The sequence below is a fragment of the Paenibacillus solani genome (genome assembly GCF_001277345.1).
GTDB lineage: Bacteria > Bacillota > Bacilli > Paenibacillales > Paenibacillaceae > Paenibacillus_AQ > Paenibacillus_AQ solani.
Map to the genome: position 1 here is coordinate 607,952 of NZ_LIUT01000003.1, position 22,902 is coordinate 630,853.

Genomic DNA, 22,902 nt, shown 5'->3' on the forward strand with positions numbered 1-22,902 from the left:
TCCTGTTTGTATGGACCTAGAGAAAAGTGTATAACTATATATAACAAAAATTTTTGCTGAAGGAGCTAAATGCCCATGAGACCTTTGCAAATATCACCCGAGACGGCGATTACACTGTCCAAGCAGTTGGGCGTTCCGTTGGAACAGCTGATGCATATGCCGCAGCATATATTAATGCAGAAGATTGCCGAGCTAGCCAAACATCAGGAAGCCGAAGCAGCAACGAAGAGTGACGACGCCTCTGATTCGGAGAACTCATGATCCCTTTTTCTAATACCTGGCCTTATGACGTCATTGGAAACGACGTTTATGTACAAAGCTGTCCATTCTGTGGAACGGATAATGTTCTATTGCCGATGAAACCCACGGAGCTGATCAGCGTTAGGGAAGGAAAGAAAAAGCTGCTGATCTTTCCCTGCTGCCACAACAAAGTAACCGTATTGGATAGCGATCTCGACTACTTGCTCACGGATCAACGACTACGTTGATTCCCTTCCGATACCTTGACTTAGAGCAATTTCCACAGCCTGCAGACCTGTCTGCGGGCTATTTTGCGTTAGGACTCTGCCTTGAGCGCAGTATTCTTCTGTTCACGGATCTGCTCGGATATCAGTCTCCACTGCTCTCTGGAAGCACGGATCATCGCAGCATCCATGATCTTCTCATCCTGAACGACTCTCGAGAACCATTGAACGGCTTCTTGGAACTGACCAAGCCTCCGGTGTATTTCTCCGATGAGGTACAGCAGACGGGCATCATTCGCCCCCACCCCTTCCAGCTCAAATACTCGGATATAAGACTCCAGACTATAACCCAAGAACCGCTTCTCTTGCTCTTCGTTGTTCTGATACCGATACAGCCACGCGATATGATGCAGGAGACTGGCTATAATGCGATCACGTTCCCCGATCACTTGCGCGCAGAGGAGAGCCAGCTTATAACTCTCCAGAGCATCTTCCAGAGTGCGTTCCCCGCCCATATCCCTTTTTACCCAGCGGCATCCAATTTGCTCATAGAATAGCGCTTTCTGTCGTTGACTCAATTTCAATGTTGAATTCTCCGTGGATGCGAATCCGCATTCGGGACAAATCCGCACGACATAGAAATCCGGATTCTCCGATTTGTAGTACGAGCAAAAGTCAGTGTCTGTTCGGTATGCTTTTTTAAAGCTGGGTCTCACCCTGGAAGTCAGGTATTCATGCTCACAATGTGCGCATACAACCTTGATCGAATACAATGGTTCCAATTTCAAGCCACTCGCCATCCCTTCATTCCATCTACTGCATATCTAAATCTAGATCTAAAGAACTAAGGAGTATTCACGAAGTGATGGGCGGGACCGGACAGCCGCTGCAGCACAAAATCACGTAGCTCATCTTCCACGCCGATCTCACTCAGAGCACCTGCCATACATCCAAGCCATTCTTCAGCATGGAGATTCGTAATCGGGAACTTCATATGCCTTGCTCGCATCATCGGGTGTCCAAACGCTTCAGAGAACAAGGCAGGTCCCCCAAAAAACTGACTTAGGAACATATATTGCTTTTCCATCACAGGCATAATATCTTCTGGAAACAACGGGGAAAGCAGTTCATTTTGCTGCACCCGCGGGTAAAAAGCTTCGACGAGCGAACGTATACCCTCGGCACCTCCGAGGTTATCATAGATGCTTAATTTCGGATTCATATCCGCATAGTCTCCCATCTGTTTTGTATGATCGATGTACCTATCCATTATAGCAAAAAACAGCAAAAAAAGGCGCTAAGCTCATGTTAGCACCTTTTTAGAACTATTAATAACTGCGCCAGTCCTCTTCACTCTGGACGAGGGAAGCACGTATGACATAAACGAAGGCGCACACAAGGATACCTGCGACAATGCTCATGATCATCACTCCATCCAAACATAATACGAAAGATGTGCTTTGATGTTTTTTATTATAGCACAATATCCCCGAAAATAAAGTAAAAATGTAACCGCTTTCTAATGTTTTTTATACTGTTTGTCCTATATCCAGCATAGATTTATAGCAAGGTTTGATATCTATCATTCACAACAATTGCCAGGAGGCGTTTACGTTATATGTTCATGAACAAAATAGGCTGGCTCATGCTTGTGAGTGCTCTGCTCAGCGTGATTGTACTGATGGCTCTATTTCCGGATGCGGCACTGCAATCGGCTCTTCGCGGCCTGACGATATGGTGGGATGTGCTCTTCCCTTCCCTTTTTCCGTTCTTCGTTATATCCGAGATTTTGCTCGGATTTGGCGTGGTCCATCTTATCGGTACACTTCTGGATCCGCTGATGAGACCGCTGTTCCGCATCCCTGGTGCTGGCGGGTTCGTTGCAGCGATGGGATATATTTCAGGTTACCCCGTAGGTGCCAAATTAACCGCGAAGCTATGGGAACAAAAGATGGTAAATCGGGAAGAAGGTGAACGGCTTGTTGCCTTTACGACCTCCTCTGACCCCATATTTTTGATCGGCGCTGTATCCATCGGCTTTTTCCATGATCCCCGGATTGGATTGATACTCGCTTTGGCTCATTACGGTGGAGGCTTTATTGTGGGGCTGCTGATGCGGTTTCATGGCGGACGTGCTTCCAAACAATCAACAGATTTGCTTCAGCTGTCCCAGACCAAGACAAGCCGGATCAAATCTGCTCTCCATGCTATGCATGCTGCCCGGGAGCAGGATGGCCGGGACCTTGGCACTCTGCTGAGACAATCGATAGATTCATCCCTTCAGTTGATCATTGTCGTCGGCGGATTGGTGGTGTTCTTCTCTGTATTTTTAGAGCTTTGGACCCGTGCCGGCGTCATGCCAGCGCTAACCGAAGCGATCCGTTTGTTATTATCCCTGTTCGGGATGCCTGAATCCCTATCTACTGCCACCGTAGGCGGCTTATTCGAAGTAACGCTTGGAGCGCAGTATGCCGGAGAAGCGGGGCCAGAAATTCCGCTGTCATTCAAAACAGCTGCGGCTGCTTTTATATTGTCCTGGGGCGGCTTGTCGGTCCATGCTCAAATCATTAGTATTCTGAACTCAACCAACCTCAGGTATTTTCCTTTTCTCATCGCTAGACTTATACATGGTTTTATTGCGGCTGCAGCGGTATTGCTGTTGTGGAACAGCACGATGGGATCTACCGTTTCGACCATGGCCCAATCGATTGTTTCGGAATCCGTGCTTAACGGGTATACCCATATTATGGCGGTTTTCTGCATTCTGATCGGTTTTATGATTGGTATGGCATTGTTCATTCCGTTTATTAGACGTTTGCAGCAGAAATTCCGCAAATTCCCAAGGTGAACATTGTGTTCTTCTCCAAGATTGATTATCATCTTTATATAACCTTACAAAGGAGCTTATCAACTTGAGATATTATGTTCTGGACCGCGGTGACCCATTGTCTGTCGAGCTGACCCAGCAGTTTCACAAGCTGGCGGAACAGCGAGGGTTTGTGCTGGATGCAGAATCTCCGGAGATTGTGGTCTCAATCGGGGGAGACGGCACAATGCTGCACGCCTTCCACACTTTTATCGATCGGATACCTGATCTCGCTTTTGTCGGTGTTCATACGGGCCATCTGGGATTCTATGCTGACTGGAAGGCTGATGAACTAACGGAGCTTATCGATCATATGAGCGGAGAAAGTGGACAGGGCGGCATGAAGCCCCGACTCGTTAAGTATCCCCTGGTTCAATTGGATATCCATAAGAAATCAGGGACGTCCTCTTATATTGCCTTAAATGAATTTACGCTGAAAGGCGTTGACGGTACGGTTGTCGCGCAGATTGACATCAATGATGTAACCTTTGAGATGTTTAGGGGAGACGGCATTTGTGTGTCCACGCCGTCAGGCAGCACAGCCTATAACAAGAGTGTTGGTGGGGCGATGGTTCATCCTTCGATCGATGCTCTACAGATCGCGGAAATCGCCTCCATAAACAACCGGATATTCCGTACGCTGGGCTCTCCACTACTTCTGCCCAAGCATCATCATTGTGATATATTTTCTCGTAAAGAACAACGCTTGCTCCTTACGATCGATCACGTGAATATCTCAATTGATGACCTCGTTTCCGTACGCTGTCAAGTAGCGGAGCAGCAGGTCAGTTTTGCACGTTATCGGCCGTTCCCTTTCTGGAATCGTGTCCGTGATGCATTCCTTGGCTAATTCCTACAAAAAAGAACGATCTCCTGCAGCAGGAGATCGTTCTTTTTTATTGACTCGGCTCTGAAGAAGGAGTCTCAGCCTCCTTGGCAGGCTTTGCGTCCTTTTCTTTGGGTTCTTTAGACTCTCGAGGCTCGCATCTTGTCTCCTTCACCTCACGCCGCTCACGTTCTTTGCCAGGCTTAGGAACATCTTGAGCCTTCTCTTTATTCCCCTTCGGCTCTTCCTTGGAAGAGCCTTCGCGCGTTTCCGCTAATTCCTTGGGGTCCCGTTCTTTTGTGTCTTTGTGCTCCTTGATCTTTTGGAGAACAAAATGAGCACAACCAAAATTGCAATATTCATTAATGTAATCGGACATGCTCGAGAAGGTGGAATCCTTGGCAGCCTTCGGATGGTTGTCACGATAGAAGCCCTTTAGGCGAAGCTGGTTGTATCCCCAATCACCCACGATGTAATCATAACGATCCAGCACTTCACTGTACCGCTCCCGGAAAGCTTCCTGATTCCAGCCGTCTCGATGGTCCTTTAACAACTCATAACTTTTGTTCCCGATAATGATCATTGAAAGCTTCCCCTGCCTTTTTCGTAGGTTAAGACTTTACGGTCTCTTCCTTGTTACGTTCTGCTGATTTTACTTGCTCGTGTGCATGATAGGAGCTGCGCACGAGTGGTCCGGACTCCACATGACTGAATCCGCGCTTCATACCTTCTTCTTTGAGGAGCGCAAATTCTTCCGGTGTATAGTATTTTTCCACATTCAGATGTTTTGGCGAAGGTTGTAAATATTGGCCGATCGTCATAATATCGCAGTCCACCGCACGCAAGTCATCCATCGTTTTCAATATTTCATCCCATTGCTCACCCACGCCAAGCATTATGCTGGACTTGGTCGGAATGTCAGGCTTCATGGCCTTCGCATTCTTCAACAGCTGTAACGAACGAGTATACTTGGCTTTTGCACGTACCCGATCCGACATTCTTTCCACGGTTTCGATGTTATGGTTTAGAATATCAGGCTTCACATCCATGACGATTTGGAGCGCTTCTTCGCTCCCCATGAAATCGGGAATCAGCACTTCCACCGAACAGAGCGGCAATCGTCTACGAATGGCTTTGACGGTTTCAGCGAATATGTAGGCACCACCATCTTTAAGATCATCCCGTGCCACGCTTGTTACAACACAGTGACGCAGATTCATCTGTTCCGCTGCTTCCGCTACGCGTTCCGGCTCCTGGAGATCCAGCTCCGTAGGAAGCCCTGTATTCACAGCGCAGAAACGGCAAGCGCGGGTGCAAATATCACCCAGAATCATAAAGGTTGCTGTTCGGTTCGCCCAGCATTCGTAAATATTGGGACAGCGAGCCTCTTCACACACCGTATGAAGCGTCTTGGATCGCATCATGCTTTTAATTTCTTTATAATTATCGCCCGTAGTCAGCTTGATTCGAATCCAGTCAGGTTTTGGCTGTTTAGTTTTAGTCAAATTACGAACCTTCTTTCGAATGTATTGATATAGCTCAAGACATAACCCATCATTTGCTGTCCAATATTATATCATGAAAGCCATCATATTACTTGTTTCGCATCGATATGGGATTGATCTAGTTGCGGCATGGATAAAAATCCTTCATTGGAATCACCCTACAGTGTAGGCGGGACTGTCCATCCTTTAAATAACTATCTCGAAGGAGGAGAAGGACACTTGAAGATTAACAGACTAGCGAAGCGAGGCACTATATATCGCTGGATTGCAGGAGTGACGGCTGGCATCACCGCTGCCTTCGGTTTATGCGGGCCGGTTGCAGCCTCCGTCCCTTCTGCCTCTGACACGGTTACCAAGGAGGTTAGTGCGGCAGGAACGGCTGAGCCTGATACCATTTTTGCAAATCGAAAATCGCTGTACGAGCAAGTTTCCACCCTCACCCAGATCCCCTGGTATCGTCTGGCTGCTATTGATCAGTATGAACGAACGCTCACCCGTGTACATCCCAAGGATCGCAAGCACCCGGAACGGATGCTGGGCATTTTCATTCCTCAGGCAAGATGGGCTGGCCCATTAAATCCCAATCAAGAAGATACAGATCCTACATCGATCAATGTGTTCTCCGGCATCGGTTTGGATGGGGATGGAGATGGCAAGGCAGATTCTAACAATGATACCGACCTGCTCTATACCGTCGCAACAAGACTTGCTCCCTATGGACATGCAACTGATGATTTCAGCATAGGATTATGGTCTTACTATCAGAACACCCGGGCCGTACAGAGGGTCATGCAGTATGCCAAACTGTACGAGACCTTTGGGAAGCTGGACTTGTTTGACCATGCATTTCCTCTCCCGGTCAAAAGCAGCTATTCATACCGGAGCACATTCGGGATGGGTCGAAACTGGGGAGGAAGAAGAGTCCACGAGGGAACCGATTTGTTTGCCCATTACGGTGTCCCTGTACGTAGCACCTGTTACGGCGTTGTCGAAATTAAAGGCTGGAATAAATATGGCGGATGGCGCATTGGTATCCGTGATCTGAACAATCATTACCACTATTACGCCCACCTGCAGGGCTTTGACAAAGGGATCACACTCGGTGATGTCGTGAAGCCGGGCCAAACCCTCGGCTGGGTCGGCAGTTCAGGTTACGGGAAGCCTGGAACCCAAGGCAAATTTCCGCCGCATCTCCATTACGGCATCTACCGGGATACCGGGTTGACCGAATGGGCCTTCGATCCTTTTCCGCTGCTGAAGCACTGGGAGACTGAAGAGAAACGCTCAAAGAAATAAACGCGCTTCTTTAGTCAGAGGCGCGCTTTCTTATCGTTAATCCACTATACCCGTCCCCTCATGCTCTCCTGGTAAGTTATTACCGCCAGGTGAAGGGACAACAGGAATGGTTCCCTCCGATGGGTTCGGTTGTGAAGTTGACCCAGACGGATCTTCCGGCTGAATGTTATGTTGGTTCTCATTGGTTGCAGGCGGCGGGATGGCTATGCTCGGTGCGGTTGCCTTATTCTCGCCGACAGCTTTCCCCTGACCATCATAATAGTACATCGGCACATCGCCAACCACGAGCAGATATGAAATCGGAATATCGGTTTCCACAATCTGCGGTTCCATGTCAAATGGAACGACTACCGCTACTTCGGTAACAATATGAACGTATACCTCTACCAAAATCATGTTGATGCCGGCACCCTGCTGTCTGGTATCCAACTGAACCTTTACTGCTCCCTGCGGCTCGATCTTTAACGGAATCTGTGGACCGAACGAGGCGATGATCGGGCTCTGTAATACCTGTCCAAGCGGGATATGCTCCTTTCGCTTATGAATATCATTCAGCGTGTTCTGTACAACCTCCGTCGTATGGGACGTGATTTTCAAATGCTCGGCATAATTCAGCATAAATCCCGTTACCTTGCCTGATCGATCTGTCTTCCAATTAACAAGGTTATCAAAATCCTTCCCCTGCGTTACCTGCGACGTGATCGCATTATTAATCGCTTCGGTAGCAATCTGCTTCACTCTGATTTGAGCTAAATGCATGATCGGTGGCCGCAGATTCTGTTCAATATAGGTAAAAAACTTGAAAATCCCGAACAGTAGCAGCAAAGTGCCAATCAGCCACCATTTTTTCGTGCTGCGCCGCCGCTCAACTCTAGGGCTCCTTCGGCTGTGTGCTGCAGGCCGGATGGGTCGGAATCCTCTGCCTCTGCGTGACGGTGGCTTATAAGCTCTTCTTGGTCTGGGCCATGACAGGGACGGAAAAGATAAACGTCTGCTTCCCCATCTCTTTCGCCTCATGCTTGGTCCCTCCTATTTTTGCCCCGAGGAGCAGATTTAAATGACAAGCTCTCCTGTATAGAACGTATGCAGACATATGGAAAAAAAGAAGAACCCGGATGGAGTCCATCGGGTTCTTCTTTTTTGTACTCATCCTTCAGACAACGACCAAAGATTTACTTGTCATTGTCTGAAGGATCTTCTTGTTGTTCTTCCACATAATATCGCAGCATCGATAGTTTATTTTCCCAGAAGCGGTCAAAGTAAGCCAGCCAATCCTTCAATTCCTTAAGCGGTTCAGCATCCAGACGGTATCGCGTTTCGCGTCCAACCTTGCGGTCCCGTACAAGTCCCGCTTCCTCCAGAATACGGAGATGCTTGGACACGGCCGTGCGCGTCATCGAAAAATGTCCCGTAATTTCTTTCACCGGCATTTCCTTATCACTTAACAAACCAAGCAGCTTTCGGCGAGTGGGATCGGCAATAGCTTGATACACATCATGCTTCGGAACAGCTTGCGACATCGATTATTCTCCAACGTATCCAGCAAGTTTCTGAACAATGCCTGCCCAGCCGTTGTCCATCCGGCCTCTTACGATATCATGAGCTTCCCCGAACTCAGTCACTTGATCCGCTGTCCATCCGCTGTGTATGAGTGTGAATTCCGTATCATCTCCCTGCTGCACCAGTTCGAATGTAAGGCTCCAATCCTTACCCCACTTGAAGGATAAACGGTTGGGCTCGTCAATCAACGTGACCTTGCATGGTGAATTCCCGAAAGGGCCCGCATTCAAGGTGAACTCAAAGCCTTCCACAGGTTCAAAATTGTTTGGCATGAACCAGGCCGAAATTCCTTCTGCTGTTGCCACGGCTCTCCACACCTTCTCGATGGGTGCTTTAAGTACAATCGAATGACGAATATCCGGCAGCTTGCCGTTGGATGAATTGTTCATATTAAGAGCATACCTCACCTATGTGTAGAATTAGGAAACCATTTGGTTTCATATTGAATTATAGACGCCATCCCAATCACACGTCAAATACCAATACTACCCATCTCTATTAGTCACATACTACGTGCTGCTTACCGTCTAAGTCATAACCAAGCAGGAGCATCTTACGTTTTTTCCGTGACCCAACAATTAGGATTGATCCGGATAGGTCTGCTTCAAAAAAGTGATCGATTCGAGAATCAACTGCCTCAGCACTTCAGTATCAATATCCGCAACTTTGTTGATATAAACACAGCCCTTCCCAGCCGTATGCTTGCCAAAATTTTGCAGCAGGTTCGCACGTTGCTCGTCACCAGGTGCAAAATACAGGCTGATTTTCGCCTTTCGCGGAGAAAAGCCTACATATGGGGCATCTCCTTCGTGCCCGGAATCGTAGCGGTAATGATAAGTGCCAAATCCGATGATACTCGGTCCCCACATCTTGGCTTCAAAACCGCTCGTCTCTTCGAAAATTTCCAGCAAGCGATAGGCATCTTCCCGCTTTTTTGGCGAATCCACCTGCTCGATAAACTCTATCACGCTATGATCCGTTTCTTTTGTTTTTGGCTCGTACACTTTGATGAACTCCTTTCGAACCCCTCTGATATTGTGGCCAATCTGGTTCAAAACTAAATAAAAAAGGCAGGAAGAGGATCAGCCGCGCTAATCTTTTCCTGCCTTGCAAATTCATACACACCCTTATCGATCAGCATACTCTTTTTGCCGCAATGCCTCATACATTAATACGGAAGCTGCCATGGCCGCGTTCAACGATTCAGCCTGTCCCGGCATAGGAATGCGGATCGCGTCGTCCACAAGTAGCGCTACCTCGGGTGAGACCCCGCGTCCTTCACTGCCAATTACGATCCAGCTTGTCCCAGTAAAATCATACTCAAAGCAGGAGCGTTTGCCTTCCAGCAAGGTTGTGACCAACCTCGCTCCCCGTTCCCTGGCTTCCGGCAAAATGCTCAGCAAATCACCTTCTAGCACCGGTAAATGAAAAAGAGAGCCCATCGTAGAACGCAGCGTTTTGGGATTGTACAAATCCGCGCAGCCGCGACCCAGAACGACGCCAGCAGCCCCTACGGCATCTGCACTTCGTATGATGGTTCCCACATTCCCCGGATCTTGAAGCCCGTCCAGAACAATCACCAGGCCGCTCTCACGCAGAATCAGATCCTGCCATTGCCGTGCTTCCTTGCGGACAACGGCGAACACCTGCTGCGGTGAAGGCGTATCGCTCACCTTCGATATGACGGCGTGGGATACGCCGATCCATTCGACACCTTGACCCGTATCCGAGATATGACGGATCTCTTGGGGAATACCCTTCTCCACATCATAAGCCACGCACTCAATGTCCGCTCCGGATGACAGAGCTTCCTGCACGAGATGAACGCCTTCTACCACGTATTTGTTTTGCTTGTCCCGGTGTTTTTTCTCCTGCAGCTGTGCCCAGCCCTTCACTCTGGCATTCTGCGTTGATAATATCTCCATCTGTTAACCCATCCGTTTCTTAGCATATATACAACCGGACGTCCGGAGCAAGCGCTCACGGTCGAAATTCTTATTTCGGATAAGCAAGCTCCAGCTTCGTTAAGTCATTCTTATGTCCCACAATAACGAGAATATCGCCTTCCTCAATACGGTCATCGGGGCTCGGCGAAATATTCATGTCCGAGTCACTTCGAATCGCCATGACGTTGCAGCCAAACCGTGCCCGAATATCAAGCTCTATCAGGTTATGGCCGATCAAATCGCCAGTAGCCAGCATCTCCATGATGCTGTAGTCATCCGACAAATCGATATAATCCAAAATATTCGGTGACACTAAATGGTGAGCAACCCGCAGCCCCATGTCACGTTCAGGAAAAATCACCTTGTCGGCACCGATTTTATTAAGTACTTTTCCGTGCAGCTCATTCTTTGCCTTTACAATAATGGCAGGTACTCCAAGATCTTTCAAAATCAGCGTCGTCAGAATGCTGGATTGAATGTCTTCCCCGATCGCTACGACAACCACATCAAAATTTCGGATGCCGAGCGCGCGAAGGGCCTCTTCATCCGTTGAATCTGCTGATACAGCATGCGTAACCATATTCGCAATTTCTTGAACACGCTGTTCGCTCGCGTCTACGGCCAATACGTCAAATCCCATACCACTCAGTTCCTTGGCAACACTGGTGCCAAAACGCCCCATACCGATTACTGCGTACTGCTTCTTAGCCATATTTATATCCCTCCACGAGCCTAGGTCAATCCTGATATGAATGATAACAGTATATCATACTGCTTCGAATACTTGAATGTAACTGCTCTTGAACGGGCACATTACACAATGACCCTTTCATAACAAGGAGGAACATTTCGATGTCCATATTGTTAGATCTAAGGCAAGCTGTCATTCATAAAGTCCATAACCAGGACGAGGAAGAGCTGCGCTCCATGATCGAGGGTTCCGTTGACGGGCCTGAAGCCGCCCTGCCGGGACTCGGTGTAATGTTTGAAATGATGTGGAAGGACATGGATGTTGTTCAACAGACTAGCCTTGTCTCCTCCCTTCATAGTCACTTGAAAACCGTTACGCCCGGAAATCTACAGGGATAACCCACAATCAACAAGAACAATCCCCTAAGCTGTTATAGCTAGGGGATTGTTCTATCTATATATAATTTATCTCGTATCTTATGGAGCGGTTTCCAGAAACTTGGCGGTCGGATTCTTCTCCATGGCCGTTCTCATGGCATACTCATTCTCGAACAGAACCACGTAATTATCCTTCTTGTCTTTCACCAGGGTAGAGTTAATCCGGAACTTGGATGGGTCAATATTATCGTCCACGATCCAGCGGGCAAACTGATACGGCATCCGTTGAAGCTGGACATCGACCCCGTACTCCCCTTTCATCCGATACTCGAACACTTCGAACTGGAGCTGACCTACAACCCCCAGAATCGACTCATCAAAACTCACCGTGCGGAATACCTGAATGGTTCCTTCTTCCGTTAATTGGTCAATCCCTTTTTGATACTGCTTATGCTTAAGCGCGTTCTTTACCGTCACTTTAGCAAAGATCTCTGGAGAGAATGTAGGAAGCTCGTCGAATACAACTTCCCCTCCCTGGCTCAGAGAGTCTCCGATCCGGAAAATTCCCGGGTCAAACAGACCGATAATATCGCCAGGATATGCCTCCTGTACAATATCACGGTCCTGCGCCAAGAACTGCTGCGGCTGCGACAGCTTGATATCCTTGCCTACCCGTACATGCTTCACGCTCATTCCGCGTTCGAACTTGCCCGATACAATCCGCAAGAAAGCGATGCGGTCCCGGTGAGCCGGATTCATATTGGCTTGGATTTTAAAAACATATCCCGAAAACTTCTCGTTGGTGGGTTCCACCAAACCAGCCTTACTAACACGGGGCTCCGGCTTCGGCGCAAGTTGAAGGAAATTCTCTAGGAAGGTTTGAACACCAAAGTTATTGATTGCACTGCCGAAGAATACAGGCGTTAACTGCCCTTTTAACACTTTGTCCAGATCGAATGGATCACCGGCAACGTCCAGCAGCTCCAAGTCCTGGCACAACTGATCATGCAGATACTCTCCAGCCATCTCGCGAATCACCGGGTCCTCATATCCTTCGACCTTCTGTACTTCAATCTTGGAATGGTCGTCTCCCTGGAATAATTCAACCTGATTCTTAACCCGGTCGTACACACCGCACAGGTCACGGCCGGAACCGATCGGCCAATTCATCGGTACGGAACGAATACCGAGAACCTGCTCGAGTTCTTCCATAAGATCAAACGGGCTGCGCCCTTCCCGGTCGAGTTTATTAATAAAAGTAAAAATCGGAATCCCCCGCTTGGCACAAACCTGAAACAGCTTAATGGTCTGGGCCTCAACCCCCTTGGCTACGTCAATCAACATGACGGCACTGTCAGCGGCCGTTAATGTCCGATAGGTATCCTCACTGAAGTCTTGGTGACCGGGCGTATCCAATATGTTAATTCGATGCCCTAAATAATCAAATTGCATAACCGACGAGGTAACCGAGATTCCCCGTTGCTTCTCAATCTCCATCCAGTCACTCGTTGCATGCTTGCTAGCTTTGCGAGCTTTAACCGATCCAGCCAGACGAATGGCGCCCCCGAACAAGAGCAGCTTCTCAGTCAGTGTTGTTTTACCAGCGTCAGGGTGGGAAATAATCGCAAACGTACGACGCTTATCCACTTCATGCTGCAGTTCATCTATTAGCTTTGCCATTTCACAAATCCCTTCGTAACTAAAGTCATGTATATCATTGTACCACAATTTATACGCAAATCATCCCCAGGCGCCGTGTGCAAGGGGATGATTTTTTGTCATGTAATTATGTTAAACAAGGTTATTTTTTCAACCAGACTACATTATCCTCAAGCTGACCGTTTACTGGCCACCAGTGGAATCCGTCTTCCTTCAGAAGCTCATCTGCCTTGTCCGGTCCCCAAGAACCAGCAGGGTATGATTCCAGCTCGCCTTGGTTTTCTTTCCAAGCGTTTGCGATCCGATCCACGAAGGACCATGCCGACGCCACTTCGTCCCAGCGGGTAAAGTAAGTGGAATCCCCGCGTGCAGCATCATGCAATAGACGTTCGTAAGCTTCCGGAGAGTTAATGCCCACAATGCAGCTTTGGCAGAAATCCATCGCTACCGGTGCGATTTCGGACTCTGATCCCGGCTTCTTCGCGTTAATCTTCACATAGATGCCTTCCATCGGATTCACGCGAATAACGAGCAGGTTAGGTTCCAGAGAATGTTTTTGGCCCAAATAGACATTGGTTGGCATCCGCTTGAACTCGACAACTACCTCGGTTGTCTTAACCGGAAGACGTTTCCCTGTACGGATATAGAATGGTACCCCCGCCCAGCGGAAATTGTCCACGAACACTCTCGCAGCAAAATATGTCTCCGTGTTGGATTCCGGATTAACCTTGTCCTCTTCGCGATACGCCGGCAGATCTTTTCCGCCCGCAGAACCCTTCGTATATTGACCGCGAACGACGTTGTTCTTCACTTCTTCGTTAGAGGCATATGGACGCAGGGAGCGCAGCACCTTGACCTTCTCGTCGCGAATATCTTCTGCGAGCAAACGGCTAGGCGGCTCCATCGCTATCATGGTTAACAGCTGCAGGATATGGTTTTGTCCCATATCTCTTAGTGCGCCTGCATGATCATAGTACCCTCCGCGCTCCTCGACACCAACCGTCTCACCAAGCGTAATCTGAATGTTCGCGATATGCTTGTTATTCCACAGCGGCTCAAAGAAAGCATTAGCAAAACGTATAACTTCGATGTTCTGCACCATTTCTTTACCAAGATAATGGTCGATCCGGTAAATTTCCTCTTCCTTGAACACTTTACGAATCTCTTCGTTCAGTTTGGCAGCTGATTCGAGGTCATAGCCGAACGGCTTCTCGATCACCAGTCGGTTCCAGCCTTCTCCCTCAAGCATCCCGCCCTTCATCAGGTTAAAGGATACGCTGCCGAACAATTCCGGCGCCAGCGCCAGATAGAACAGGCGGTTACCCGGTATATTAAATTTCGACTCCAATTGTTCCGTTTGTTCACGCAGCTCACGGAATCCGTCAATATTGTTGATGTCTAGAGATTTATATTCAAAATGCTGTGCAAATGCATTCCATTCACTATCCTGCTCCGAACTATATCGGCAGAATTCCTGAATTGAACGATAAACGTCCTCCCTAAACTCTTCTTGGGTTCGCGGACGTCGCGCCACGCCGATTACCGCAAAATCCTCATCCAGTTTTCCTTCCCGATATAGACTGTAGATCGCCGGAAACAACTTACGTCTTGCCAAATCACCAGTCGCTCCAAAGATGAAAAATACAGCGCCCGGTGCTTTCAATGTATCTAGATTTTGATTTTCAGCCATGGCTCCTCATTCTTTCTATAAATTATAGTGTATTTTTATGCATCCAAACTTACTTCGATGTGATGACATTTTAGCATATTCATTTCAAGTATGCTATCTCAATTCATATTTTTTCACCGTAGTTTCAAATATCATTTTCAATATTCTATTGTAATGACGGGAAATCCGATCGTAATTCTACTACTTTTCTTCACCGAATCTTCATGCACGGCCATCTGCATATGAATGGGTGTATTGCCGCTCTGCACGAATGTGCCTAATGAAGGAGCTTCATAAGAACGACTTAATGTCTTCACATCTTCATATTTTTCCACCATACGAAGTGAAAGCTTCTGGCCAGCGCTTTCCTCTACCTCTGCCATCGTTGCCTGGACATCTGTAGACGTCGATGCATAACCTTGAATGGACGCATTCCAGTTATTCGCTATGCCTGCTTCTTCCATTTGTTCTTGAATGTGCTCCTTTAAGTTCGTCATTTCGCGGGTATTCCTGGCCGCTTCTCCCACAAGCATGACTCTAACGTAACTGTGTCCTCCCTTCGCTATCGCCCAATTGAGATGGACCGAAACCTCAGAGAGTTTACCTTCTGCTTGAAAAACTTCATTACCTTGGAGCTGCGATGTGGTAACCCCGGAGAGCCCTATTGTATGAGCCAGCTGCTGCGCTGCTGTCTTAGCTTGATCCTCCGTTAAAGAACTTATCAATTCACCTTGAATTTTTACCGTGAGGAGTGCCGAAGACTCCATATGTTCCAGACCAAGCGCTGCAAGCAGGGCTAGATCACTTTCGCTTTTCTCTGCTGCTTCCGATCCTCCAAACCCTTCGATGGCCTGTCTTCCTGAGGTCGCTGATGCTTCCAATGGATGCGGAACGTTCGCACCGTCTCGATGACTTTCGGTTACTCCGGCAAACCCCATCATTATACCCGCTGCCCCGCACAGTAACAGCATCATCACCATCAATTGTACACGAACGTTCCGCATTATGAGCTCCCCCTCATCCGAATCTATCAATCTAGTAAAAGGATGACCTCATCTATCTCGATTTATACCTCCTCATACCAAAAAATCCTTGTTGATTCTAGAGCAGCTTCACAAATAAAAAAAGCTCCCGCCCCCGGGAGTCTTTGCCTGCCACAATATATGCTTTAAGTTATGCCACTTCCATACAAAAAAAGAAGCCGGCCCTTACTATTCAGCCAGCCCATTCTTGTATGCGTATATCGCGGCTTGAGTCCGATCCTCAACACCTAACTTGCCTAATATATTGGTTACGTGGAACTTTACAGTTTTGATGCCAATAATTAAGTCGTCAGCAATATCCTGATTGGATTTGCCCTGGGCCAGGAGCCGCAGCACTTCCATCTCCCGGTCAGTCAAATCGTTATGCGCCGGTGCTTCATTTTGCGGATGACGAAAACGGTTCATCATCTTGGAGGCTACTTGAGATTCCAGTACCGATTGCCCGCGTGCGGCTGCACGTATAGCATCTGCTACTTCGGAAGCCCGGGATGTCTTCAGCAAATAGCTGAACGCCCCAGCTTCTATCACCGGATACATCTTCTCATCGTCCAGATAACTGGTCAGTACAATTACTTTCAGATTCGGGAACTGATTCATCAGCAGACGCGTGGTCTCAATGCCATCCATTCCATCCATTACGAGGTCCATCAGCACCACATCCGGATGATATTCCTGGGCTAATCGTATGCCTTCTTCGCCGCTGCCCGCTTCCCCTACGACCTCAATACCGTCTTCTGTGCCAAGCACGGCTGCCAACCCGATCCGCACCATCTCGTGATCATCGACCAGCAGCACCTTAATCGGCGTTTCCATCTCCATCCCCCCGTTTACGTTCTTCGTTTATTAGTGGCACGATAATCTCAATTCGCGTTCCCTTACCCGGGGCCGTTATGAACTGCAGCGAACCACCAATCTCCGTCACCCGTTCCTGCATCGTCGAAAGGCCATAGGACGTTTGTTTTTTATCATCCATTTCAAAACCGACCCCATCATCCCGCAGCATCACCCGAACGGTGTTCTGCCTGCGATGAATACGGATATCCATTTTCTCCGCCTTCGAGTGCCGAAGGGTATTCGACATGGCCTCCTGGATGATACGGAACAGATGATTCTCGATCCCTTTAAGCAAATGGATGTCATCGTCCATCTCAAACGTAATTTCCATCGGTACTTTGATACGCAATTCCTTAATTAAATCCCACAGTCCCTGTTCAAGTGCTTTCCCTTCCAAATAAACCGGTCGGAGATGAAGAAGCAGCGCTCTCATCTCCGATTGCGCAACGGCCGACATTTCCTCAATCAGAGCGACCTGGCGCTGTGCTTTGTCAAAATCCTTATCCAGCGTCCTGCCCACAGCAGTTGCCGTCATCGAAATCGCAAACAGCTGTTGAGATACTGCATCGTGGAGCTCGCGCGCCAGCCGCTGTCTCTCTTCCACAATCGCTGTGACCCTGGCCTGCTCGGCAAGCTGGGCATTGTTTGTGGATAATCGCTGCAAGGAAGAAACCTGCTCTTCCCACCGTTTGCTGATTGTTACGAGCTGCTCTCCGAGCCGCCCTACCTCATCCTCGCCGATCTCCGGCATTACATCAGTAAGGCTGCCCTTTTCCCAGTTTACCAAGGTCTCTCTTACAAGATCCACCCGTCGTTTGACCCGGTATCCCTGGAAGAACCCATAAATCGCGCCTAGCCCAATCGGAAGTAACACCAGGGTAATGCCTGCTTCAACTCGATTCTTCCAAGTCTCGAACGGTTGAAGATAGCCATATGTATATAATAAATACAGGACAACTAGCATGACAACCAATCCCAGAAGGGTCCCCTCACGCATACTTCGGGTAATCATATTTGCTTTCTTTTCCGTTTCCACGGGGCAACCCTCCTGAATGGTTTAGCAGAACAAATCACGTCATTCTTATATTCAAATCTCCGCCTAAATAAGAGACAATCAATTTCACTTTATATTCACTGGTTTCATAATTGGGTGATTGATACCGCAAACGGTTTAATACCCCGGTTTCTTTCCGTTCGTCCATATGAATCGAGCCAAACAAGATGGATGCCTCCACCTCTACCCCATAATAGTCCGGGACGATTACATCAAGATCTCCCAGCAGTCCGTGGAACATGAGAACGGTTTGGCGTTCCTCAGGAAGCGCAAGAGACAGATCGATATCCGCTTCTCCAAGCACATGCCACACACTCAAACTGCGCATCACCCACGGTGCACGGTCCCAATCAAAATTGGACATAAAATTCTGCTTCTGAACATACCCTGTCGTGGTATGAGCGCGTTTGGATTTGCCATAGAAAATACCTAGCGATATCAAGCTAATGCCTATAATCAACATGAGATGCTCCAGCAGCAGCAGAACGGCACCAACGGCGAGCAGAATATATCCTTTCTTCACACGGCCTTCTCTGATCTGAAGAACGCCTGCCAACATAAGCAGCAGGGCGACGATGGTGAAGAAACCAAACCAACGGCCGAAAAGCATAATAATACCCAAGCTAATTAAACCAACTGCTATCCAGCGGTTTCTGTCCATGTCGCACCTCCTTGATGACCTAGATATAAGCTCGGAAAAGCCATATCAGCGGGAGATTCCCACTGTATGGCTTTGCCTGCACTATACGGACAAGCTCATTCGTATAGCATATCATATGAACCATGTGTTCGAATATGGTTTGTGCTTATTTTGCTGACTTGTTCAGGGAATTACTCGGATTTCGAAGAATTCCCCATTTTGTTCTTGAGCGCTTGCAGCTGCTCGTCTACCTTCAATTGCTTCTCAGCATCTACCGGACTTGTGTATACGGCACTGTTAGGGCGGTATGGAGCGCGGAGTACATCAGCTTCCGCTTCCATTTGCATGATTTTTTCCTCCATGCGGTGGAAGCCCATCGAAGCACTGCCGCTTTCGATCGTATGCAGGCTGCTCACTTGAGACATTTGCTTCTTCGCTTTGGCCATTTGAGCGCGAGCTACGAGCTCATTACGCTTGTTGCGCATTTTATAGAACTCGTCTTTCATTTCATGCAGCTGAGCTACGAGTTCTTTGGCTTGAGCCTCGGATTGCATATGCAATTCCACGTACTCGGTTTCTTTTTGGTCGAAGTAGATTTTTTCCTCAAGCAGCTTGCGAGCTACCTCTTCCTGACCGTTTTTCAAAGCTAATTCAGCTTGTGCTTCGCGTTGAGCAGCCATCTTCACAGCTTCATCAACACGCTGCTTCATGCGACGCTCATTCGCCATTTGCTTCGCGACGGTTACCTCTGCTTCATGAATTTCTGCCTCCATGTCACGCAGGTACTGGTTCAGCATTACGATCGGATCCTCTACTTTATCCAACAGCTCATTCACCGATGCCTTCGTCATATCTTTAAGTCTTTTAAATACTCCCATGTTATTTATCTCCCTTCTCATAGTTCGAAAGTTTTTTCTTCAATTCTTCAATTTCTTTTTGCATTGCTTTCTTCTCGATATCCTTCATCATTGCATCCAGATCGGAGTCCGCTGACCCATTGCTTCTGGATTCATTCGGCCGGTCATATCTCGGACCAAAATGTCCATGTTCGTTCGAATAGTTCTGACGTCCATAGCCATCGTTGTAGCTGTTATAACCTGGTCCTGGGCCCCGATGATCGTGGGGACGGTATCCGCCGCCATGTCTTCCTTGCGGAGGACCGTAAGGATCATGATAATAGGGCTCTTTAGGAACCACCAGAGATGCAATCAGATAGATCAAAAGCAATGTACCGCCTGAGAAAAAGACACTGACTACAAATATGATTCGAAGCAGGGTAGATTCGATTCCAAAATAATCGGATATACCGCCGATCAATCCTGTAAACATCTTATCGCGGTTGGAACGGTACAATTTAGTCATGGTTACTCCTTTCCGCTGTTATTGTTCAGCTTTTGCTTCAGGCGGGCAAGCTCCTTTTCCAATACGGTGGAGACAGACTCTCCAGCCTGATCCATGTATTCCTGCCCCATGCGGCGTAGATCGCGAAGGCTTCTCGCCTCCAGTTCCCAGTCGCTGATGCGGTCTTCAAGACGATTGAACATCTTAGGTACATCAGGACCTCCACCATAGGAGCCTGTACGCTCATTCATCTTTTGCTGAAGACGAAGCGTCTCTACTCGGGCCACATAATATTGGCGCTTGCTGTATACCGTCTGGTACTCCATGCGCAGCTCACCAAGCTGCTCTTCGATCTCTTTTAGCGACTCAAGGCTTGAGGTTAACAGACCTTGATATTGTTCAATCTTTTCCTCATAGATCAGCTTCTCTTGCAGTGCCAGCTTGGCAAGATGATCTTCGCCAGCTTTTAGTGCAAGCAGAGCCTGCTCTTCACGCTTATCACGCATGTTCTCTGCTTGATCCACCTGCTGCTTCAGCTGCCTGGAGTGTACCTGGCATTGCTGCTGCAGTTTCTCAGCTTCTACGATGTCTTGTCTCGTTGAATGCAGGAACTGGTCGATCAATCGAACCGGATCCTGGCTCTGCTCGAGCTTTTCATTCAAAGTTGCTACGGTAATATCTCTTATCCGTCGAAAAACACTCATTTTGGTTTAGCCCTCCTCATCTATCATGATCCGCTATTCATGTATGTTATTTTAAGTTCTGTCCATTATTAGTAGCGGTGTCTGCCATTCTTCATTCGGGACACCCCGTAGACGATTAAGATTATTCCAAGGATCGGAGCCAGCACCCAGGACAACTTACTCATCAACCAGACCAAACCGATACCTAGAACGACCCATCCCATCAGGGTGTTTCCTCTCCGGATACCGTAGTACCCTAAAGCGACGATCAGTACTGGGATTAGAAGACTGAATAACCAGCCAAGCAGAGGACCGAACACTCCCAGAAGAACCAGGATCCCTAAACCAATCAATAAAATACTCATTCCATTGCCTCTTGAATTCCTCATTTATACACCGCCTTTCTATTGTTTGATCGTTATTTCGTTTGTTCAACCTTATGACTCTATTTTAGGTAATATTGAGTTTTCTCAAAACGGCCTGTGGACGGTTTTTCAACCTAGACCTAAGGCGGGGCAACCTACAGACTTACGTCTTAACTCTATCCTAGATATCCTATTCAAGCCCTTCTATCAAGTACATGAGCCTCCCATCCCATGATTCTTGGTGCCTTAAGCGCTAGCTCCCTAGTAATTGGATAGTTCTGATTCAATCATGTTTGAAAAGGTAGATGATTACTAAAGTAAAAGGAGGAAACTTATGGGCAAATGACAAGCAACGTAAGTTGTATATAAAGGAGTGGTGTGAAAAATTACGTGAGAGGTTATAAAGCGAATAAAGGCTGGTTGCGAAGATATTCAGTGTATCAAGATAAAAATATAGATATACGAAAAAGGAATGCAGACATGAGCTGTCTACATTCCTTTTGATAATGCCGGTGAAGGGACTCGAACCCCCACGGTTTCCCTCACGATTTTGAGTCGCGCGCGTCTGCCAGTTCCGCCACACCGGCTTGCATTATGGCGTGCCCTAAGAGATTCGAACTCCTGGCCTTTTGATTCGTAGTCAAACGCTCTATCCAGCTGAGCTAAGGGCACAAAATTGTGTTATGGAGGCGCCACCCAGATTCGAACTGGGGATAAAGCTTTTGCAGAGCTGTGCCTTACCACTTGGCTATGGCGCCAGAAATAAAAATGGAGCGGACGACGGGAATCGAACCCGCGACCCTCGCCTTGGCAAGGCGATGCTCTACCGCTGAGCCACGTCCGCTTACTAAAAATAAATGGCTGGGGATATAGGATTCGAACCTATGCATGACGGAGTCAAAGTCCGTTGCCTTACCGCTTGGCTAATCCCCAACATTTTCAAAAAAACTATGGGGCGACCGATGGGTCTCGAACCCACGAATGCCGGAACCACAATCCGGTGCGTTAACCCCTTCGCCACGATCGCCATAATGTAATAGTTTTTTTGGAGAATAATCATAATGAAATAATGGGCGACCGATGGGTCTCGAACCCACGAATGCCGGAACCACAATCCGGTGCGTTAACCCCTTCGCCACGATCGCCAAGTTCATTATAAATATTCAATGGCAGGGGCAGCAGGAATTGAACCCACACCAACGGTTTTGGAGACCGTTGTTCTACCTTTAAACTATGCCCCTAAAAACTGGTGGAGGATGATGGATTCGAACCACCGAACTCGAAGAGAGCAGATTTACAGTCTGCCGTGTTTAGCCACTTCACTAATCCTCCAGAATGGTGCCGGCGAGAGGACTTGAACCCCCAACCTACTGATTACAAGTCAGTTGCTCTACCAATTGAGCTACACCGGCATATAAAGTTATAAAACGTACATGGTGGCTCGGGACGGAATCGAACCGCCGACACGAGGATTTTCAGTCCTCTGCTCTACCGACTGAGCTACCGAGCCTTAAAGCTCTTCGCGAACTTTGACGGAACCCAATATCGGATACTCATCTCATCCCAAAGTTATAAATAATGGCGGAACTGACGGGATTCGAACCCGCGATCTCCTGCGTGACAGGCAGGCATGTTAGGCCTCTACACCTCCACGAGGCANGGTTGCGGGGGCAGGATTTGAACCTACGACCTTCGGGTTATGAGCCCGACGAGCTACCGAACTGCTCCACCCCGCGTCATTAAAAGGTGTATATGGTGGAGGCTAACGGGATCGAACCGCTGACCCTCTGCTTGTAAGGCAGATGCTCTCCCAGCTGAGCTAAGCCTCCGGAGTAAAAGCGACTTCTATCATAACAAAAATTGATATAAGAAGCAATTATTTTATAAAACTTAAGTGGTGACCCGTAGGGGATACTCTCACTTCGTTCGAGACTGCGAAGTCTAGGCTTACGAAGTTGATGCTCCGACGAACCGTAGTGGTTCTCATCCCCTGAAGCATTTTAAGTTAGTGGTGACCCGTAGGGGATTCGAACCCCTGTTACCTCCGTGAAAGGGAGGTGTCTTAACCCCTTGACCAACGGGC

26 protein-coding genes and 14 tRNA genes are annotated in these 22,902 nt (G+C 48.0%); 6 read left to right on the plus strand and 34 right to left on the minus strand.

Going from position 1 to position 22,902, the window contains the following annotated elements; translation table 11 throughout:
• Positions 1-75 precede the first annotated feature (75 nt).
• Positions 76-261, plus strand: a complete 186-nt coding sequence (locus AM231_RS20170; protein ID WP_054404242.1) for a YycC family protein — start codon at positions 76-78, stop codon at positions 259-261.
• Positions 258-488 carry a hypothetical protein gene (locus AM231_RS20175; protein ID WP_053491539.1) on the plus strand — a complete coding sequence of 77 codons (231 nt, stop codon included), beginning with the start codon at positions 258-260 and terminating at the stop codon, positions 486-488. Before AM231_RS20170 ends, AM231_RS20175 begins: the two co-directional genes overlap by 4 nt.
• A 68-nt stretch (positions 489-556) precedes the next feature.
• Here AM231_RS20175 and AM231_RS20180 read toward each other — a convergent pair whose 3' ends face one another.
• Both AM231_RS20180 and AM231_RS20185 read right to left on the minus strand, forming a co-directional pair.
• Complete coding sequence (locus AM231_RS20180; RefSeq protein WP_242615247.1) at positions 557-1,252, minus strand: DUF2225 domain-containing protein; 696 nt, start codon at positions 1,250-1,252, stop codon at positions 557-559.
• A 56-nt stretch (positions 1,253-1,308) separates the two neighbouring features.
• Positions 1,309-1,686 carry a globin domain-containing protein gene (locus AM231_RS20185; protein WP_054404244.1) on the minus strand — a complete coding sequence of 126 codons (378 nt, stop codon included), beginning with the start codon at positions 1,684-1,686 and terminating at the stop codon, positions 1,309-1,311.
• Positions 1,687-2,082: 396 nt separating this feature from the next.
• Here AM231_RS20185 and ylbJ point away from each other — a divergent pair, with 396 nt between their 5' ends.
• Positions 2,083-3,312, plus strand: a complete 1,230-nt coding sequence (gene ylbJ / locus AM231_RS20190; protein ID WP_053491536.1) for a sporulation integral membrane protein YlbJ — start codon at positions 2,083-2,085, stop codon at positions 3,310-3,312.
• Positions 3,313-3,376: 64 nt separating this feature from the next.
• The gene (locus tag AM231_RS20195; protein WP_054404245.1) at positions 3,377-4,180 is read left to right on the plus strand and encodes an NAD kinase; all 804 of its coding nucleotides are present in this window, start codon (positions 3,377-3,379) and stop codon (positions 4,178-4,180) included.
• Between the two features lie 46 nt (positions 4,181-4,226).
• Here AM231_RS20195 and AM231_RS20200 read toward each other — a convergent pair whose 3' ends face one another.
• Together AM231_RS20200 and lipA are read right to left on the minus strand one after the other, a co-directional pair.
• Positions 4,227-4,739: a YutD family protein gene (locus AM231_RS20200; protein ID WP_054404246.1), complete on the minus strand. Its 513-nt coding sequence runs from the start codon at positions 4,737-4,739 to the stop codon at positions 4,227-4,229.
• Positions 4,740-4,767: 28 nt separating this feature from the next.
• Entirely contained in the window at positions 4,768-5,682 is a 915-nt protein-coding gene (gene lipA, locus AM231_RS20205; protein ID WP_082341756.1) for a lipoyl synthase, read from the minus strand.
• Positions 5,683-5,886: 204 nt separating this feature from the next.
• Between lipA and AM231_RS20210 the strand changes: the two genes are divergently transcribed.
• A complete protein-coding gene (locus AM231_RS20210) occupies positions 5,887-6,957 on the plus strand; it encodes a M23 family metallopeptidase (RefSeq protein WP_423212934.1) in 1,071 nt (356 codons plus the stop codon).
• Between the two features lie 36 nt (positions 6,958-6,993).
• On the opposite strand, the gene yunB is transcribed toward AM231_RS20210, so the two are convergent.
• The 6 genes from yunB to AM231_RS20240 all read right to left on the minus strand — a co-directional run bounded on the left by yunB (position 6,994) and on the right by AM231_RS20240 (position 11,175).
• Entirely contained in the window at positions 6,994-7,974 is a 981-nt protein-coding gene (gene yunB, locus AM231_RS20215; RefSeq protein WP_054404248.1) for a sporulation protein YunB, read from the minus strand.
• A gap of 155 nt (positions 7,975-8,129) precedes the next feature.
• Complete coding sequence (locus AM231_RS20220) at positions 8,130-8,477, minus strand: ArsR/SmtB family transcription factor (RefSeq protein WP_054404249.1); 348 nt, start codon at positions 8,475-8,477, stop codon at positions 8,130-8,132.
• Positions 8,478-8,480: 3 nt separating this feature from the next.
• Positions 8,481-8,906 carry an SRPBCC family protein gene (locus AM231_RS20225; RefSeq protein WP_054404250.1) on the minus strand — a complete coding sequence of 142 codons (426 nt, stop codon included), beginning with the start codon at positions 8,904-8,906 and terminating at the stop codon, positions 8,481-8,483.
• Positions 8,907-9,095: 189 nt separating this feature from the next.
• Positions 9,096-9,521 (minus strand): DUF1801 domain-containing protein, encoded by a 426-nt coding sequence (locus AM231_RS20230; protein WP_053491528.1) that lies wholly within the window; start codon positions 9,519-9,521, stop codon positions 9,096-9,098.
• A gap of 123 nt (positions 9,522-9,644) precedes the next feature.
• Positions 9,645-10,442: a TrmH family RNA methyltransferase gene (locus AM231_RS20235; RefSeq protein ID WP_054404251.1), complete on the minus strand. Its 798-nt coding sequence runs from the start codon at positions 10,440-10,442 to the stop codon at positions 9,645-9,647.
• 70 nt (positions 10,443-10,512) lie between these two features.
• Positions 10,513-11,175, minus strand: coding sequence for a potassium channel family protein (locus tag AM231_RS20240; protein ID WP_053491526.1), 663 nt, complete (start codon positions 11,173-11,175; stop codon positions 10,513-10,515).
• Positions 11,176-11,315: 140 nt separating this feature from the next.
• On the opposite strand from AM231_RS20240, the gene sspI reads away from it, so the two are divergent.
• Positions 11,316-11,552, plus strand: a complete 237-nt coding sequence (gene sspI, locus AM231_RS20245) for a small acid-soluble spore protein SspI (protein ID WP_053491525.1) — start codon at positions 11,316-11,318, stop codon at positions 11,550-11,552.
• A 78-nt stretch (positions 11,553-11,630) separates the two neighbouring features.
• Here sspI and AM231_RS20250 read toward each other — a convergent pair whose 3' ends face one another.
• The 24 genes from AM231_RS20250 to AM231_RS20360 form a co-directional block, all read right to left on the minus strand.
• On the minus strand, positions 11,631-13,211 hold the full coding sequence (locus tag AM231_RS20250; RefSeq protein ID WP_054404252.1) for a peptide chain release factor 3: 1,581 nt from the start codon (positions 13,209-13,211) through the stop codon (positions 11,631-11,633).
• 121 nt (positions 13,212-13,332) lie between these two features.
• Complete coding sequence (gene zwf / locus AM231_RS20255; protein ID WP_053491523.1) at positions 13,333-14,880, minus strand: glucose-6-phosphate dehydrogenase; 1,548 nt, start codon at positions 14,878-14,880, stop codon at positions 13,333-13,335.
• 137 nt (positions 14,881-15,017) lie between these two features.
• A complete protein-coding gene (locus AM231_RS20260) occupies positions 15,018-15,863 on the minus strand; it encodes a YwmB family TATA-box binding protein (protein ID WP_054404253.1) in 846 nt (281 codons plus the stop codon).
• Positions 15,864-16,070: 207 nt separating this feature from the next.
• Positions 16,071-16,721 (minus strand): response regulator, encoded by a 651-nt coding sequence (locus tag AM231_RS20265; protein WP_054404254.1) that lies wholly within the window; start codon positions 16,719-16,721, stop codon positions 16,071-16,073.
• Positions 16,699-17,772 (minus strand): sensor histidine kinase, encoded by a 1,074-nt coding sequence (locus tag AM231_RS20270; protein ID WP_054404255.1) that lies wholly within the window; start codon positions 17,770-17,772, stop codon positions 16,699-16,701. The genes AM231_RS20265 and AM231_RS20270 overlap by 23 nt, the downstream gene beginning before the upstream one ends.
• Positions 17,773-17,806: 34 nt before the next feature.
• On the minus strand, positions 17,807-18,451 hold the full coding sequence (gene liaF, locus AM231_RS20275) for a cell wall-active antibiotics response protein LiaF (RefSeq protein WP_054404256.1): 645 nt from the start codon (positions 18,449-18,451) through the stop codon (positions 17,807-17,809).
• Between the two features lie 170 nt (positions 18,452-18,621).
• On the minus strand, positions 18,622-19,308 hold the full coding sequence (locus AM231_RS20280; RefSeq protein ID WP_053491518.1) for a PspA/IM30 family protein: 687 nt from the start codon (positions 19,306-19,308) through the stop codon (positions 18,622-18,624).
• Position 19,309: 1 nt separating this feature from the next.
• Positions 19,310-19,792, minus strand: coding sequence for a PspC domain-containing protein (locus AM231_RS20285; protein ID WP_054404257.1), 483 nt, complete (start codon positions 19,790-19,792; stop codon positions 19,310-19,312).
• A 2-nt stretch (positions 19,793-19,794) separates the two neighbouring features.
• Complete coding sequence (locus AM231_RS20290) at positions 19,795-20,475, minus strand: PspA/IM30 family protein (protein WP_054404258.1); 681 nt, start codon at positions 20,473-20,475, stop codon at positions 19,795-19,797.
• 68 nt (positions 20,476-20,543) lie between these two features.
• Positions 20,544-20,843, minus strand: a complete 300-nt coding sequence (locus AM231_RS20295) for a LiaF transmembrane domain-containing protein (protein WP_054404259.1) — start codon at positions 20,841-20,843, stop codon at positions 20,544-20,546.
• Between the two features lie 483 nt (positions 20,844-21,326).
• A tRNA-Leu gene (locus tag AM231_RS20300) sits at positions 21,327-21,406 on the minus strand.
• A gap of 8 nt (positions 21,407-21,414) precedes the next feature.
• Positions 21,415-21,491 (minus strand) — tRNA-Arg (locus AM231_RS20305).
• A gap of 12 nt (positions 21,492-21,503) precedes the next feature.
• Positions 21,504-21,577, minus strand: a tRNA-Cys gene (locus tag AM231_RS20310).
• An 11-nt stretch (positions 21,578-21,588) separates the two neighbouring features.
• Positions 21,589-21,663 (minus strand) — tRNA-Gly (locus AM231_RS20315).
• Positions 21,664-21,677: 14 nt separating this feature from the next.
• Positions 21,678-21,752 (minus strand) — tRNA-Gln (locus AM231_RS20320).
• An 18-nt stretch (positions 21,753-21,770) separates the two neighbouring features.
• Positions 21,771-21,846: transfer RNA gene (locus tag AM231_RS20325), tRNA-His, on the minus strand.
• Positions 21,847-21,891: 45 nt separating this feature from the next.
• Positions 21,892-21,964, minus strand: a tRNA-His gene (locus tag AM231_RS20330).
• A gap of 22 nt (positions 21,965-21,986) precedes the next feature.
• Positions 21,987-22,060, minus strand: a tRNA-Trp gene (locus tag AM231_RS20335).
• Positions 22,061-22,066: 6 nt separating this feature from the next.
• Positions 22,067-22,151: transfer RNA gene (locus tag AM231_RS20340), tRNA-Tyr, on the minus strand.
• A 4-nt stretch (positions 22,152-22,155) separates the two neighbouring features.
• Positions 22,156-22,231, minus strand: a tRNA-Thr gene (locus AM231_RS20345).
• 22 nt (positions 22,232-22,253) lie between these two features.
• Positions 22,254-22,329, minus strand: a tRNA-Phe gene (locus tag AM231_RS20350).
• 69 nt (positions 22,330-22,398) lie between these two features.
• Positions 22,399-22,470 (minus strand) — tRNA-Asp (locus tag AM231_RS29220).
• An 11-nt stretch (positions 22,471-22,481) separates the two neighbouring features.
• Positions 22,482-22,555, minus strand: a tRNA-Met gene (locus AM231_RS20355).
• A 17-nt stretch (positions 22,556-22,572) separates the two neighbouring features.
• Positions 22,573-22,648 (minus strand) — tRNA-Val (locus AM231_RS20360).
• Positions 22,649-22,902: the final 254 nt, after the last annotated feature.